General features: G+C 73.8%; 13 protein-coding genes and 1 tRNA gene. 6 read left to right on the top strand and 8 right to left on the bottom strand.

What is annotated here, in order from left to right:
* Positions 1–60: 60 nt before the first annotated feature.
* Complete coding sequence (locus Q0963_RS06830) at positions 61–705, bottom strand: hypothetical protein (protein ID WP_299444531.1); 645 nt, start codon at positions 703–705, stop codon at positions 61–63.
* 121 nt (positions 706–826) lie between these two features.
* Here Q0963_RS06830 and Q0963_RS06825 point away from each other — a divergent pair, with 121 nt between their 5' ends.
* The 6 genes from Q0963_RS06825 (at position 827) to Q0963_RS06800 (ending at position 7,352) form a co-directional block, all read left to right on the top strand.
* Entirely contained in the window at positions 827–2,008 is a 1,182-nt protein-coding gene (locus tag Q0963_RS06825) for a YihY/virulence factor BrkB family protein (protein WP_299444529.1), read from the top strand.
* Between the two features lie 58 nt (positions 2,009–2,066).
* Positions 2,067–3,191 (top strand): serine/threonine-protein kinase, encoded by a 1,125-nt coding sequence (locus tag Q0963_RS06820; protein ID WP_299444527.1) that lies wholly within the window; start codon positions 2,067–2,069, stop codon positions 3,189–3,191.
* A gap of 244 nt (positions 3,192–3,435) precedes the next feature.
* On the top strand, positions 3,436–3,729 hold the full coding sequence (locus Q0963_RS06815) for a DUF4193 family protein (RefSeq protein ID WP_299444525.1): 294 nt from the start codon (positions 3,436–3,438) through the stop codon (positions 3,727–3,729).
* Between the two features lie 147 nt (positions 3,730–3,876).
* Positions 3,877–3,952, top strand: a tRNA-Lys gene (locus Q0963_RS06810).
* 230 nt (positions 3,953–4,182) lie between these two features.
* The gene (locus tag Q0963_RS06805; protein WP_299444523.1) at positions 4,183–6,174 is read left to right on the top strand and encodes a hypothetical protein; all 1,992 of its coding nucleotides are present in this window, start codon (positions 4,183–4,185) and stop codon (positions 6,172–6,174) included.
* A complete protein-coding gene (locus Q0963_RS06800; protein ID WP_299444521.1) occupies positions 6,171–7,352 on the top strand; it encodes an NAD-dependent epimerase/dehydratase family protein in 1,182 nt (393 codons plus the stop codon). Before Q0963_RS06805 ends, Q0963_RS06800 begins: the two co-directional genes overlap by 4 nt.
* Here Q0963_RS06800 and Q0963_RS06795 read toward each other — a convergent pair.
* The 7 genes from Q0963_RS06795 to Q0963_RS06765 all read right to left on the bottom strand — a co-directional run bounded on the left by Q0963_RS06795 (position 7,303) and on the right by Q0963_RS06765 (position 13,245).
* Entirely contained in the window at positions 7,303–8,061 is a 759-nt protein-coding gene (locus tag Q0963_RS06795) for a hypothetical protein (protein WP_299444519.1), read from the bottom strand. The two genes, Q0963_RS06800 and Q0963_RS06795, sit on opposite strands and share 50 nt — an antisense overlap.
* Before the next feature lie 49 nt (positions 8,062–8,110).
* Positions 8,111–8,794 carry a hypothetical protein gene (locus Q0963_RS06790; protein ID WP_299444517.1) on the bottom strand — a complete coding sequence of 228 codons (684 nt, stop codon included), beginning with the start codon at positions 8,792–8,794 and terminating at the stop codon, positions 8,111–8,113.
* Entirely contained in the window at positions 8,791–9,444 is a 654-nt protein-coding gene (locus tag Q0963_RS06785) for a hypothetical protein (RefSeq protein WP_299444515.1), read from the bottom strand. The genes Q0963_RS06790 and Q0963_RS06785 overlap by 4 nt, the downstream gene beginning before the upstream one ends.
* A 6-nt stretch (positions 9,445–9,450) precedes the next feature.
* Positions 9,451–9,873 carry a hypothetical protein gene (locus Q0963_RS06780; protein WP_299444513.1) on the bottom strand — a complete coding sequence of 141 codons (423 nt, stop codon included), beginning with the start codon at positions 9,871–9,873 and terminating at the stop codon, positions 9,451–9,453.
* Positions 9,866–11,152, bottom strand: a complete 1,287-nt coding sequence (locus Q0963_RS06775; protein WP_299444511.1) for a hypothetical protein — start codon at positions 11,150–11,152, stop codon at positions 9,866–9,868. The genes Q0963_RS06780 and Q0963_RS06775 overlap by 8 nt, the downstream gene beginning before the upstream one ends.
* Before the next feature lie 305 nt (positions 11,153–11,457).
* Positions 11,458–12,657 (bottom strand): phosphotransferase family protein, encoded by a 1,200-nt coding sequence (locus Q0963_RS06770; protein WP_299444509.1) that lies wholly within the window; start codon positions 12,655–12,657, stop codon positions 11,458–11,460.
* Positions 12,658–12,714: 57 nt separating this feature from the next.
* Positions 12,715–13,245, bottom strand: a complete 531-nt coding sequence (locus Q0963_RS06765) for a hypothetical protein (protein WP_299444507.1) — start codon at positions 13,243–13,245, stop codon at positions 12,715–12,717.
* Positions 13,246–13,469: the final 224 nt, after the last annotated feature.

Raw genomic sequence — 13,469 nt, 5'->3', positions numbered from 1 at the left:
CCCTAACGCGTCGGGGTCGCCAGTGTGTTCCCTCCCGCGGAAGTCCGCGTGCCGGGAGGCTCAGTCCAGGTCCCGCGAGCGCCACAGGTTGGCGCAGGCGCGCAGGTCCTCGCCGGTCGCGAGCAGGGCCGCGCCGCTGCGGGTCAGGCCGGTGGCGGCGTCGGGGTCGACGCCGTCCGAGTCGTGGGCGAGCTCGGCGCGCCCGGCCGCGATGACCGCGCAGAACGCCGATGCCCGCTCGAGCGCGACCGCGAGGTCCCCGTCGAAGATGCCCGCGAGGATCTGGTCGGCGACGCGCTGCAGCTCCTCGGGGCGGGGCGGCTCGGCGATGCCCGCGACGACGTGCGCGACATCGGTGAACCGCATGCCGGCGGCGTACTCGCGGCTGGCCCCCTCCGGGTTGCGGCGCACCCACTCACGCAGCGCGTAGAGCCGCCACAGGGCCCCGGGGAGCGAGCGGGCGGGGCGGGAGGACCACAGGTCGGCGATCGTCGGCAGCCCGAGGTCGTCGACGAGGCCGACGAGCCGGGAGGTGACCTCGGGGTCGTGGGCGGCCCGGCCGGTACCGACGAGGATGGCCGCGGTCTGGTGGGCCACCTCGGTGGTCTCGGCCGGCCCCGGGCGCGTGCCGCCGTGCGCCTCGAGGTCCGCCGGCCCGAAGCGGATGGGCCGGCGCGGGACGGGTCGGCCTCCGTCAGTCGTCACCGCGCCAGTGTGTCAGGTGGCTCGACGTGCGTCCTGCGGACCCGCGACCTGCCCGGTCACCCGGCTTCCGGCTAGGTTGGGTCCGACCCCGACCTGTGCCTGCACGCTCCGAGGAGACGACATGCCCACCGAGGGATCCGCCGCGGCCAAGGCCGCCACCGCGCCCCCGCCCGACACCGACGCGAAGCCCGACTCCCCGACGGAGCTGTCCGGGCGCGGGTGGAAGTACACGTTCAAGAGCGCCGTCGCGGAGTTCCAGCGGGACCAGTCCACCGACCTGGCCGCCGCCCTCACCTACTACTCGGTGCTCTCGGTCGCCCCCGCGCTGTTGGCGCTCGTCTCGCTCCTCGGCCTGTTCGGCAACGGCGCGCAGACGGTCGACCAGCTGCTGAGCCTGCTCGTGCGGCTCGGGCAGGGGCAGGTCGTCGAGCAGCTGCGCGGGCCGCTCGAGGAGATGGTCGCCTCGCAGGCCGCGGGGTTCACGTTCGTCATCGGTATCCTCGCCGCCCTGTTCTCCGCCTCCGGGTACGTCGGCGCGTTCGGCCGCGCGATGAACCGGGTCTACGGGGTCGACGAGGGCCGGCCGGTGTGGAAGCTGCGGCCGGCCAACTTCGCGGTGACTGTGGCGCTCGTCGTCCTCGGCGCCCTCGTGCTCGTCGGCTTGGTCGTCACCGGCCCGGTCACCCGCGCCGTCGGCGGGCTCATCGGGGTGGGGCAGCAGGCGGTCGACGTGTGGGACCTCGCGAAGTGGCCGGTCATCCTCGTCGTCGTCATGGGGATGGTGGCGATGCTCTACTACTTCACCCCGAACGTCCGACAGCCCAAGTTCCGGTGGATCTCCCCCGGCGCGGTGCTCGCGATCCTCGTGTGGGTCGTCGCGTCGATCGCGTTCGGCTTCTACGTCAGCAACTTCGGCAACTACAACGCCACGTACGGCTCGCTCGGTGGCGTCATCGTCTTCCTCCTGTGGCTGTGGCTCACCAACATCGCGCTGCTGCTCGGGGCCGAGCTGGACGCCGAGCTCGAGCGGGCCCGCCAGCTCGAGGCGGGCATCGCGGCCGAGCGGTCCATCCAGCTGCCGCCGCGGGACACCACGCAGTCCGAGAAGGCCCGCGAGAAGCTCGACGAGCGGATCGCGCAGGGGCGAGCGATCCGTCGGGACGCGGCCGTGGACGCACCCGCGGGTGGGCGCGCTGCGGACTCCAAGCGCGGGCAGCGCACCGGCACAGGGCAATCCGTGACCCTGGAGGCGCTGCCGTCCGAGGTCGCGCGGCGGCGGGGCGACCGGCCCTCCGGGGGTTGACAAACCCGCAGGTCAGCCCGGGTCGGATCGGCGGCCCCAGCGGTTAGGGTTTTCCCTCGTGACCACCGAGACGCGCCCGATGACCGGGCTCCAGCCCGATGTACGCATCGGAGAGCGTTACTCGCTGGTCCGACGAGTCGCCTCCGGAGGCATGGGGGACGTGTGGGAGGCCACCGACGACGTCCTCGAGCGCACCGTCGCCGTCAAGGTCCTCCGGCCGACCACCGCCGGTGACCCCGTGTTCGCCCGGCGCTTCCGCGACGAGGCTCTCTACACGGCCAACCTCAGCCACCCGAACATCGCGACGGTCTACGACTACGGCGAGGACCACGACCTCGCGTTCCTCGTCATGGAGCTCGTCCCCGGCGAGCCGCTGTCGCACCTCGTCCAGCGCGAGGGGGCCCTCGAGCCGGCACGGGTCCGCTCGATCATGGCCCAGGCCGCGCTGGCGCTCGACGCGGCGCACGACGCCGGCGTCGTCCACCGCGACGTCAAGCCCGCGAACATCCTCATCACGCCCGAGGGCACGGTGAAGCTCACCGACTTCGGTATCGCCCGCGCTCTCGACGGCTCCGGTCAGACCCTCACCGGCGAGATCGTCGGCACCCCGCACTACCTCTCGCCCGAGCAGGCGCTCGGGGAGGCCGCCACCGGGGCGTCCGACCTCTACGCCCTCGGCATCGTCGCCCACGAGCTGCTCACCGGCCGGCGGCCGTTCGACAAGGTGACGCCGGTCGCGACCGCGCTGGCGCAGGTCAACGACCCGCCGCCGCCGCTGCCCGACGAGGTGCCCGCGGAGCTGCGCGGCCTCATCGAGCGGTGTCTCGCGAAGTCGCCGGACGACCGGCCGCGCAGTGCGCGCGAGCTGGCGGAGCTGCTCGGGGTTCCGCGCGACCCGGCCGCCATCCACGACACGGAGGGCCGGGCGGCACGGACGGTGCGGGGCAGCGCCGCCGAGTCCGAGTCCGGGGCCGCGGCCGCGCCGGAGGCCGCCGACCAGGGGCCCGTCCTGGTCGCGGATCGTGACCTCGAGGTCGACGAGGCGACGGACGACCCGAACCCCACCCCGGTGTCGCTGACCCTGCGCGGGCCCAACCCGCGCCGGGTGCACTGGGCGTGGATCCCGGCCTCGGGGATTCTCGCGATCGTCGCCGTGGCCGTCGCCGTCACCCTGCTCCGCTGACCCGCGAGCCGCCCCGGCGGCCTCACAGGGTTCTCCCAGCCTCGACCGGGCACAACCCCGCACCTCCCGGCGTTGACCGGGCATGAGCGTCGCGGACCGGTACGCCCAGAAGCACGCATCACGCAGCACCGGTCGCTCCTGGGCCGCAAGTTAGACAAACCTTTGACGAATCCCCTCGACCGCGACATACTCAGGGGCCCCGGGGTCGGCAACGACCCGCACACCACGACGGAAGGTGCCGACCATGGCAACTGACTACGACGCTCCCCGGGTCCGTGAGGGCGAAGAGGACAAGAGCGACTCCCTCGTCGAGCTCGACGCCGCCCGCTCACGCACGCCGATCGACCTCCTCGAGGAGGACAGCGAGGCCACCGACGGGCACACGCTGCCCGGCGCCGACCTGTCCGACCTCTCCCTCGAGGTGCACGTCGTGCCGCGCCAGGCCGACGAGTTCTCGTGCATGGGCTGCTTCCTGCTCGTCCACCGGTCGCAGGAGTCCAAGCCCGGCACCAACCTCTGCCGCGACTGCGCCGCCTGACCCCGCAACCACACCTGCTCGCATCGAGATGTGGGTGAAGACCATCGCCTATCCGACGGTTTTCACCCACATCCCCGTGGCGCCCACGCTGGCGCCGGTGCGACATACTGACGGCCGTCGCGGACCCGCCTCACCACGGGGCCGCGCGGGCCTCTAGCTCAATCGGTAGAGCTGCGGACTTTTAATCCGTAGGTTGTGGGTTCGAGCCCCACGGGGCCCACCATCTCCGCTGTACGGCAGGCCTTTTCGGCCCGTCACGGTCGCCGCTCATCGAGTGGAGGACGTCGATGGGTACCCACGGGGTCCGTCATCTCGCAGCACCGATCGCGTCGTCCCGAGCGGCCCGACCACCGCCAGCAGGGGGTGGCCCGTGACCTCTGCAGGGCGTTGGGAGCCCGCCCCGGCGACAGCGCAGGGCGCACCCCGGAGCGGGCAGAGTGGTTTCATGGTCCGATGAGGCGCACGGACGAGCGACTCGACCGGACCGGCCGCGGCGTCGTGCTGCGCGGCCTGGATGGCGGGTCACTCGACACGACCCTGCGTCCAGCTCTCAATGACCTGCTCGGCGCGCGCACCGGCCGCGCCGTCGTCTGTGCCCGGCTGCACCAACCGACGCCCGTTTCGCGCGAGGTTCTCGAGCACGTGGTCGATGCGCTCATCGACGCGGGCTGCACCGACGTGACCCTCGGGTCCTCGCTGTCGGCCCAGGACCGAGACCGCGGCCATCGCTCGGTGAGCGGCCTCGCCCACCTGGCCGGCCTGACGGGGCGCACCGCCTCCGGGCGCGCCTACGAGGTCGCCGACCTCGGTGACGACACGATCCCCGCCCCGGGACCGCCGTCGAGCGTCCTCGACGGACGACCCGTCTCGCGGCGGTGGGCCGGCGCTAGCACCCGGGTCGTCGTCGGTCGTGCCGTCACCGACCTGCTCGAGACCTATGCCGGATGCCTCGACGCGCTGACCGGCGTGGCACCCGAGGTGGGCGGCGCCGAGCCCGCGGACGTCGTGGTCGATGTCGTTCGCCACCTCGCCCCGTCGCTGTGCGTCCTCGACGCCACTGCCACGAGCGGCGGCGCCGACGGGGCGCGGCTGGCCCATCCGAGTGACACGGCCACCGTGGTGGTCACGAGCGACGCGCTGCTCGCCGACACGGCCTTGGCGTCGCTGCTCGGCGTGGACTGGGGGGCCTCCCGGCTCGTCGAACGCGCCCTCTCCGAGATCGGGCCGCCACGTGGGCGGATCCGGGGTGACGTCACCCGGTTCGCCGACGTAACCCGCCCCCACCCGCTCGCCGTCGAGGCCGCCCGGCTGGCCACCGTCGACCGGCGCCTGGAGCGAGTGCTCGCGGCGAGCATCGGCGGCCCGGACGACGGGGCGACGGCTGACGACCCGGTCATGGCGGCGGTCCGGGCGGTGCTGACCCCGGCCGTCGCCGCGGCCGCGGACCCTGTCGGGCAGGGCGCGCTCGTCGGGCTCCTCGCCGGGGTGGCCACCGCCTCGGTGGCCGACCGCGCCTGGTCGGTCAACCTCGACAAGGACCGCGTCCCCCACCGCGTCGTCCCGCTGGGCTTCGAGCCCGCGGCCCACCCGAACGAGGACTACGACGACCTGCCGACGTTCCTCGCCGTCATCGACGACGCCCTCGCCGGGCTCCCCGCGCCTGCGGACGGCGAAATGCGGTGGACGCTCGTCGACGGCGCCACGGTCTTCGAGGTCGGACGCGAGATCGCCGCCGACTTCGACGAGTTCGTCGCCCGGGTCGACGTGGCTGAGGGCATCGCCCTGATGGCCGACTACCTCGGCGGACGACGGGTCGAGCTCGGGCCCGCCCCGGCCGGAGAGTGGACCACCCGCGTCCGGCAGGCCGAGCGCAACCTGTACCTGCCGCAACCGAACTACCTCGCGGCGTGGGGCGGCGAGCCGATCGACGTGTGCAAGATCGAGCTCGTCGAGCGCCGCCCGGACGAGCACCGGCTGCTCTGGCGGACCGTCCGCAGCCCCAACAGCTCGGCGGCTCACGACGACGGGTCGCTGACGTTCACCCGCACCGGGACCGGCACCCTGGCCACCGTCCGGGGACGGCAGCTGTTCACCCTCCCACCATCGTGGCAGGGGCTCGACCTGACCCTCGTGCCGGAGGTGCGCAACCCCCTCCTCGAGGAGGCCTACCGGCGGTTCTTCACGACGACCTTCGACAACCTCGAGGCGCGCTTCGAGGGCCGCGGGTTCCGGATCGGGCGCCCGCCTCCGGACCCCGACGAGCCCCTGCTCACCCGGTCCGTCGAGCTCCTGCTCACCGCCGCCCAGGACTGGGTGAGCGAGCGGTCGGGCCTCGACCCCGACCCGGTGGGAAGCACCGGGGAGCGCAGCAGCAGGACCCCCGAGGCCGACGAGGTCGACGTCCACGGCTTCCGGCACGTGCGGGGCGGGCGGGACCGGCGATGAGGGTCGCTGTCACCGGGGTGACCGGCCTGGTGGGCTACCACGTCGCGCGCGAGGCCCTCGACGCCGGGCACGACGTCGTCGCCGTGTGCCGGCCCGGTCGCGCCCTGCCCGAGCGAATCCGTGCGCTCGGTTCGACCGGCCCCCTCTCCACGTGCGGAACCGACCTGGGCGACCCGCACGGGCTCGCCCGCGCCCTCGACGGCGCCGACGCGCTGGTCCACTGCGCCGCTGTCTACAGCTACGGGAAGGACAAGGCCGACGAGGTGGTCCGGGTCAACGTCGACGGCACCCGCACCGTCGTCGAGGCCGCAGCGGCCGCGGGCCTGGGACGGGTCGTCGTCACCAGCTCAGCCGTCACCCGAGGGTCCAGCGCCGAGCCCGCGACCCGGACGGAGGCGGACCGGCTGGGCGACGAACCGGCGCCGGCCTACTACGCGAGCAAGGTCCGACAGGAGCAGGTCGCGCTGGCCGAGGCCGACCGCCAAGGCCTCCACCTCGTCCTGGCCCTGCCGACCATCGTCCTCGGGGGGCCGTTCTCGCGTCTCGGCCCGAGCAACGCCATCGTCCTGCGCTACCTCCTCGACCCGACGCGCAGCACCTACCCGGGCGGCTGCAACGTCGTCGATGCGCGGGACGTCGGCGCCGGACATCTTGCTCTCCTCGAGCGCGGCGAGCCGGGGCAGCGGTACCTCCTCGGCGGCGAGGACCTCACCTGGCGAGAGCTGCACTCCCTCGTCGCCGACCTCGCCGGCCTCCCGGGCCCCTTCCTGGAGGCGCCCTCGTCCTCCGCGTGGCTCGCCTCGGCCGCGGCCGAGGCCTGGGGCCGCGTGACCGGTACCGCCCCCTTGTCGACGACCGACGAGGCGCGAACCGTGGGTCGCTACTACTGGTACACCTCGGCGCGTGCCGAGGCCCTGGGCTACGCGCCTCGACCGGCGCGGACCGCCGTGGCGGCGTCCCTGGCGTGGCTCGCGCTGGACGAGTCACTGCCCCGCTGGGTCCGCGAGGGACTGCGGATGTCGCCGGAGGTGCGGTCCGCCCGGCCGCTCATCCCGAGGCCGGTCGACTGCGTGGACGAGCAGGCTGCCGGAACCGGTGGAGTACCCGCCCGCGCCCCGGGGTCCGCACTCAGTCCAGGTCGATCACCACGTCGACGACCGCCTCGACGCCCCCGGTGACCTGGATCTCCCCGACGTACCGCTCACCGGAGCGGACCACGTCCTCGGGAACGGCGACCTCGACGGTCACGGTCTGCTCGCCGTGCGCGGGGATCGTCACCCCGGCCGGGTCGACCCGCACCGGGAGCGCGACGTCGCGGGCCGGCTCCCGCAGGACCTCGCCCGGCGTCAGGACGACCCGTCGCGCCCGGGCGTGCTGGTTGGCCAGCACGACCGTCCCCGTGGCGGTCCCTCCGGGTGCCGCACGGAGGCCGACGGCGACGTGCGGCGCCGGGCTCGCGGCCGCGTTCGCGGCCGCTGACCGGCGCTCGGCGACCGGGCGGCCAGTGGCCGGCTCGGCAGCGTCGTCGTGAGCGGCCGCGCCCGCGGAGCCGGCCGAGCCACCCGACGAGCGCTGCCGGCGGGTGCGGTCGACCGCTGCCTGGGTCTCGCCGAGCACGCGGGCGACGCTGCGGCTGCCGATGGTGACGACCTGCCCGGCCACGTCCATTCCCAGGGTCCCGACCTCACGCCAGTAGCGCGCTCCCTCCCGACCCACCGCTTCCGCCCAGGCGCGGCCGGTGGCACCCGGGTCCGCGCCGGGCGAGAGGACCGCCCGGCCGAGCTCGATGGACTGCTTGGCGGCGTCGGCCTGCGCCTGGAGCGCTCGACGCGCCAGTTCGCCCAGCCGGGCGAGGCTCTCCTCGGGATCCGTCGTGCGTGAATTCATCGCTGGTCCTCTCCGCTCGTCCGTGCAGGAAGCATCTCCACCGTCCTCGTCAGCAGCACCCGCAGTCGCACCCCACCTCGACCGCGTTGCACGCGGCGGGCTCGACGACGACGGCGACCCGCTGGGGGCGCGCGCACCCCTCGAACCGCACATCGGCGTACGCGCTCGAGCACTGACCGACGTCGGCGAACCGGACCGGCGGCTCGCCCTTCTCCTCCGCCTCGGCCGCCTCGTCCGCCTCGTCCGCACTGGCAACGGTCAGGAGGAGCCGCACGACCCGGTCCTCGCACGGCCCCAGGGTGAACCCCTCGCCGTCGACCTCGGCCTGGATGTTCAGCTCCGCACCACTGCAGCGGTGCCAGGGCCCGACCTCGACGCCGACCTCTCGGTCCCGGCGCCACCGGTTGTGCAGGACGAACGGGATGACGCGCCGCTCCCCCGCCCGGGCGTGCAGGACGATGTCGGCGTCGGGGACGCAGCACGCACACACGTCGGTCTCGCACTCGCAGCCGTGGTCGTGCCGCTCGTGCCCCGGGTGGTGCTCATGGCCGGGCCGGTGCCGCGGACGCGACCCTCCTGCTCGACGGCCGGAGGGCCGGGGGCCGGCCGGGGGCGCCCACGGGGCCACTCCCCATTGCTCCCACATGGCCTGGGACTGGTCGGACCACTGCTGGACCGCGTCGGCCCAGCCGGTGGTCAAGGTCGTGATGAGATCGGGGGCACTGGTGGTCATGACGGGGTCTCCGTTTCTGTGTGAGGGAGCACGAGGACGACGAGGTCGGCGACGCCGACCGGAACCCGGGCGGCGTGCCGGCGGGCCGGGTCGAGGCCGTGGGGGACGTCCAGCCGGCCCGAGAGGGTCACCTGGTCGCCGGGCTCGAGCGTCGTCGGGTTGTCGACCTCGAGGGTGACCTCGGGGCCGGGCTCCCCTCGCCCGTCGTCGGTGGGGGCGACCACCCGGCGGGCGAGGGGGATGGCGACGTTGCCGTCGTTGGCGACGTCGAGATCGATCGGATGCCGCCCGGCGACAGCCAGCACCTCGTCGGGGCTCACCGACAGGGCCAGCCGGGTCTGGACCCGGATGACGGCGGACCGGCGTGCCCCGCTGACCTCGAGTTCCGCGGCATACGTGCCCGGTGCCGTCGTCGGGTCGAGCGATACCCGGACCGGAAGGCTCGCGGTGGAGCCGGCGCTGATGACCGCCCCCGCGACCCCGGGTACCGGCGTCCCGTCGTCGAGGTGGAGCGTGGCGCCGCGGACCGCGAGACGTCCCTCGGAGGTGTTCTCGACGGTGACCGTCGCGTGCAGGCTCGTCGGTGGGCCACTGAGGACGATGGCGTCGGTCGGTGGGGCTGATCGCTTCGAGCGTCGCGCGGTGGCCATGGCCGGTCAGAGCTCGATCACCGTGGCGCCGTGCGGCTCCGGGCGGACGTGCGTCGACATCGAGCCCTGGACGGTGAGGGCGAAGAGCTCGAACCCCATGACCGACCAGGCCCAGCGCTGCTCGTAGGGCGAGTGCACCTCGGTGGGCGGTGCCGGCGCGAGCTCGAGCCGGACGCACGAGTCGAGCGCCACCGGCTTGAGGTCCACGCTCGAGGTCGTCGTCACCGGCGTAAGGGTGATCGTCGCGTCCGAGTGCACGGTGTTCTCGCCGGCGAGCGTCGTCGTCGTCCCACCGGCCAGTGTCGTCGTCGTACCTCCAGCCAGGGTGAGGCTCATGTCGTCGAGGCCGGCCAGGGTGCTCGTGACGTCGGCGGTGACGTCGCTGACGACGGGGCCGATGACCGAGGTGTCGACGGAGAAGTCAGCCATGGCGGCCTCCTGGGCGTGAGGGGTCGGGGTCGGGGCGGGCAGCGGGCTCGGCGCGGACGGCCGGCTCGGGGCTGACGAGGTAGGAGTGGTGGAACCCCAGCCGGGGGTCCGCCCATTCGGCCAGGCCGTCGTCCAGCTCGTGCAGGTCAGGCATGACGATCCGGTCGCGCAAGCGCAGGGACGGGTAGTCGTAGACGGTGATGTGGTTCTGCCCACGGTTGGCGGTGAAGAGCAGGGTCTGGTCCGCGGAGAGCTGGCAGGCATAGATGCCGTCGATGAGCGAGCCGCGGCTGACTCGCAGGGCCTCGCCGTAGAGGTGGGAGTTGGTGAAGAAGTTGCCGCGGACGAAGCTCTCGCCGACCGTGTTGAGCGACTGCCGCGGGAACTCCCACGAGCCGAGCGGCCCGGGGTTCTCGTCGATGAGCCGGTGCTGCGTCATCGTCGCGAGGTCCACGAGGACGACCGTCTGGCTGCCCCCCGTGCAGAAGATCAGCTCGGAGTCCGAGATCGTCACGTCGGAGTTGATGTGCGCCGGCACATCCCGGTCTGCCGCCCAGTGGCGCAGCACCTGGCCGTGCTCCGCGTCGACCTCGAAGGCGTACTGGCGCAGCCACGCCGTCCCCCAGTGGCCGTAGTCGCTGCGATCGGCAGGGTGCACGCGGAAGCTGATGGCATAGAAGACGTCGAGCACGGGGTGGCAGACGAGGTGCCAGCAGGTCGTGGGCAGCGTGACGTGCCGGACCTCCCCGCTGTGGGTGTCGAGGATCCCGACCTCGCGGGCCTCACCTCGCTCGGGGTGGTCCATCCCCCCGTAGACGATGTAGCGGCCGGATGCCGTGCGCTTCATCGCGTGCGGCACCTTGACCTGGTGAGGCGCGATGAGGTCCGCCTTGGCCAGTCGGTTGACGTCGAACTTCCACAGGTGCTCGCCGATGCTGGTGACGAACTCGGTCTCGTCGAGCCACACCAGGTGGGTGCTGCTCTTGGCCGTCGTGTCCGGTACCTCGAAGCGCAGCGTGGAGATGCGGTCGGCCTCGTCGAGGGTGGCGAGGTCGTAGAACAGCAGGTGCTGGCCGGTGTTGCCGAGGAAGCCCACGCGCCGACTCGGGTCGACACTCGGGGCGTGGCCCCCGGAGGCGCCGCCGAAGTACCTCGCCTTGTAGGCGTGGTCGCCGCTGGCCGGGTCGTACCGGAAGAGGCACACGCCGGCCCGTCCCTCGAGGCCGTTGAGCCCGTTCCCGTCGAGGGCCACGTGGAAGGAGTACGGATATTCGCGCATAGGCGTCCCGACGTCCGAAATGACGTGCGTCCTGGTCCCGGGGGACCATCCACACAGGCTATCGGCTGGGCCCGGGTCACGACAGGTCGAGGAAGCGCGCCTGCCGCCCGGGACGCCGGTGCCGGGAAGCGCGCCGCGAGCTCCCTCGCCAGCGGGTCGTCGCCGCCCGTCCCGCATCGTCGACGTGGCGGGGCCCTCCGCAGGGCTGCACTCAGCGGCGCGGGAAACCGGCGTCCCCACCCCCATTCGTCGCACCGCTGTGGCTACGCGCGGGCGCCTGCACCCCGGTTCGCGAGCCGCAGGCGTCAGGGGTCGAGCCGCGCCTCGGCCGCGTCGAGCAGGCCCTCCACCGACACCGCACTGCCGGTCGCATGTACCGCGCCTGCCACGAGCGAGAGCAGCACGCCGGCCGTCCGCACCCCCAGCGCGGCGGGATCGACGACCTCGCGGGCCTGGTTCTCCCATCGCTCGGCCACCACGGCACCGGCCGGACCGAGGGCGAGCGCGTGCGCCACGAGGCAGGCCAGGTCGTCGACCCGGTGCCCCGGACCGACGGTGTCGACGTCGAGCAGACCGGCGACCCGCCACCGCCCCGCGACCCGACGCACGGTGAGCTGGCCCTCGTGGAAGTCGCCGTGGGTCGCCACGACCGGCCCGAGGTCGACGACAGCGGACCGCTCGCGCACGGCCGCCCCCAAGGCGGTCGCCCGGTCACCCCATCGACCGGAAGCCGCGACGGCGGACGCATAGTCCTTCGCGCGCTGCGACCACGCCGGCCGGGGTGGCAGGTCGACGACGGCGTCAGGCAGGGCGTCCAGGACAGCGAGGAGGTCGGCGAGCTCGAGCCCCTCGGCGTCGTCGGCACCGACCGCGTCGACCAACGGGATGCCCGGTGCGCGCTCCAGGACCACGAGCCCGTCCGCGCTCGAGGCGAGCACCCGCGGGACCGGCGCGCCGGCCGCCGCCAGCAGGCAGTGGCGGTGCAGGACGTCCGGGGCGCCACCGCGTCCGGCAGGTCGCAGCACCTTGACGTAGGCCGTCGTGTCGCCCCGCTCGACGCGGAGCACCGCGCGGCGCAGCGGGCGGTAGCCGACGAGGACGAGATCGGTGACGGGGCCCTCCCCCGGAACCAGCGGCTCGACCGTCGCGGGAACGCAGGCCGTCCCGAGTGCCGGCAGGGCGGGGTCCTGGGGGTGCCGCCAGACGAGGAGGCGACCGTCGGGCCCATCGAGGCGCACGACGCCCGGGCTGTCGTCGGGCACGTCGCGGCCGGCTGTCGAGCTGACCAGCATGTACTCCTCGGCCACGCGGTCATCGGCGTCGGCGTCTCCTGCGCTGACCCACACGCGGTAGCCCACGGTGACACCGTCGCCGGGCCGGTGCTGGACGGCGTGGACGCGGTGGTCTGTCACCGCGACACCGGCGGTGTTCAGCGCGAGGTCGAGCACGTCGCGGGCGTCGGGGCCGGTGAGCAGCGCGAGGACGTCCGCCTCACCGACGCGCACGCCGTGGTCCCCTCGGCGCATTCAGGGGCCTCCGGCGTGCGCGCACGGGCGATCGGGTCAGTCGGCGCTGGGCGCGGAAGCGGGGCTGGACGCGCTGGCCGGCGATGCGGCACTGGCGCCACTGGCGGCGCTCGGGGCGCTCGCCGGGGAAGCCGCGCTCTGCGCCGATGCCGGGCTGGCAGGCGTGACGGCCGAGGCCGGGGAGGCCGCGGACACGGTCGCGTCCTGCGACTCCGCCGCTGCCGCTGCCTTCGCGGCGGCGGCCCGTGCCTTGGCTTCGGCGGCCTTGGCCTTCTTGGCGGCGGCCTTGGCCTTCTTGGCCTTCGCGGCGGCCTTGGCGGCGGCGGCCTTCGCCGCCGCGGCGCGGGTCTCGGCAGCCTTCGCCTTGGCGGCCCGAGCCTTGGCCGCGGCCTTCTCCTGGGCCGCGGTGGCCCTCTCGACGGCGGCCGAGGCCGTGGCGACCTTGCTCGTCGCGCTGGTCCGGGACGCCGTCTCGGCAGCGGTCGCGGAGGCCGCGACCGACCCGGTCAGGGCGATGGCGCCGAGCGCTCCGGTGACGACCCAGGCTTTGCGGGGCAGGGAGTTCATGCAGGTTCTCCTCGAGTCGAAGCGGCCGGTGGCCGCCGCGGTGAGACCACAGCCCCTGCGGTTCACGTGCGGTCGTGATAAGCGGCGAGCGTAGCCCCACCGGGCCCAGCCCGACGGGGAATCGGAAGATGATGCCGTCGCCGAGGCGACGGGCATTCAGCAACGTCTCAGGAATCGCCCAGGGAGTGTCCAGCACGCTCTCCAGTAGCAGCCCGCAGCCTGGA

Source organism: uncultured Phycicoccus sp. (assembly GCF_947495705.1).
Lineage (GTDB): Bacteria > Actinomycetota > Actinomycetes > Actinomycetales > Dermatophilaceae > Phycicoccus.
The sequence above is the reverse complement of the archived record's forward strand: the minus strand, read 5'-3'. Positions and strand labels throughout refer to the sequence as shown.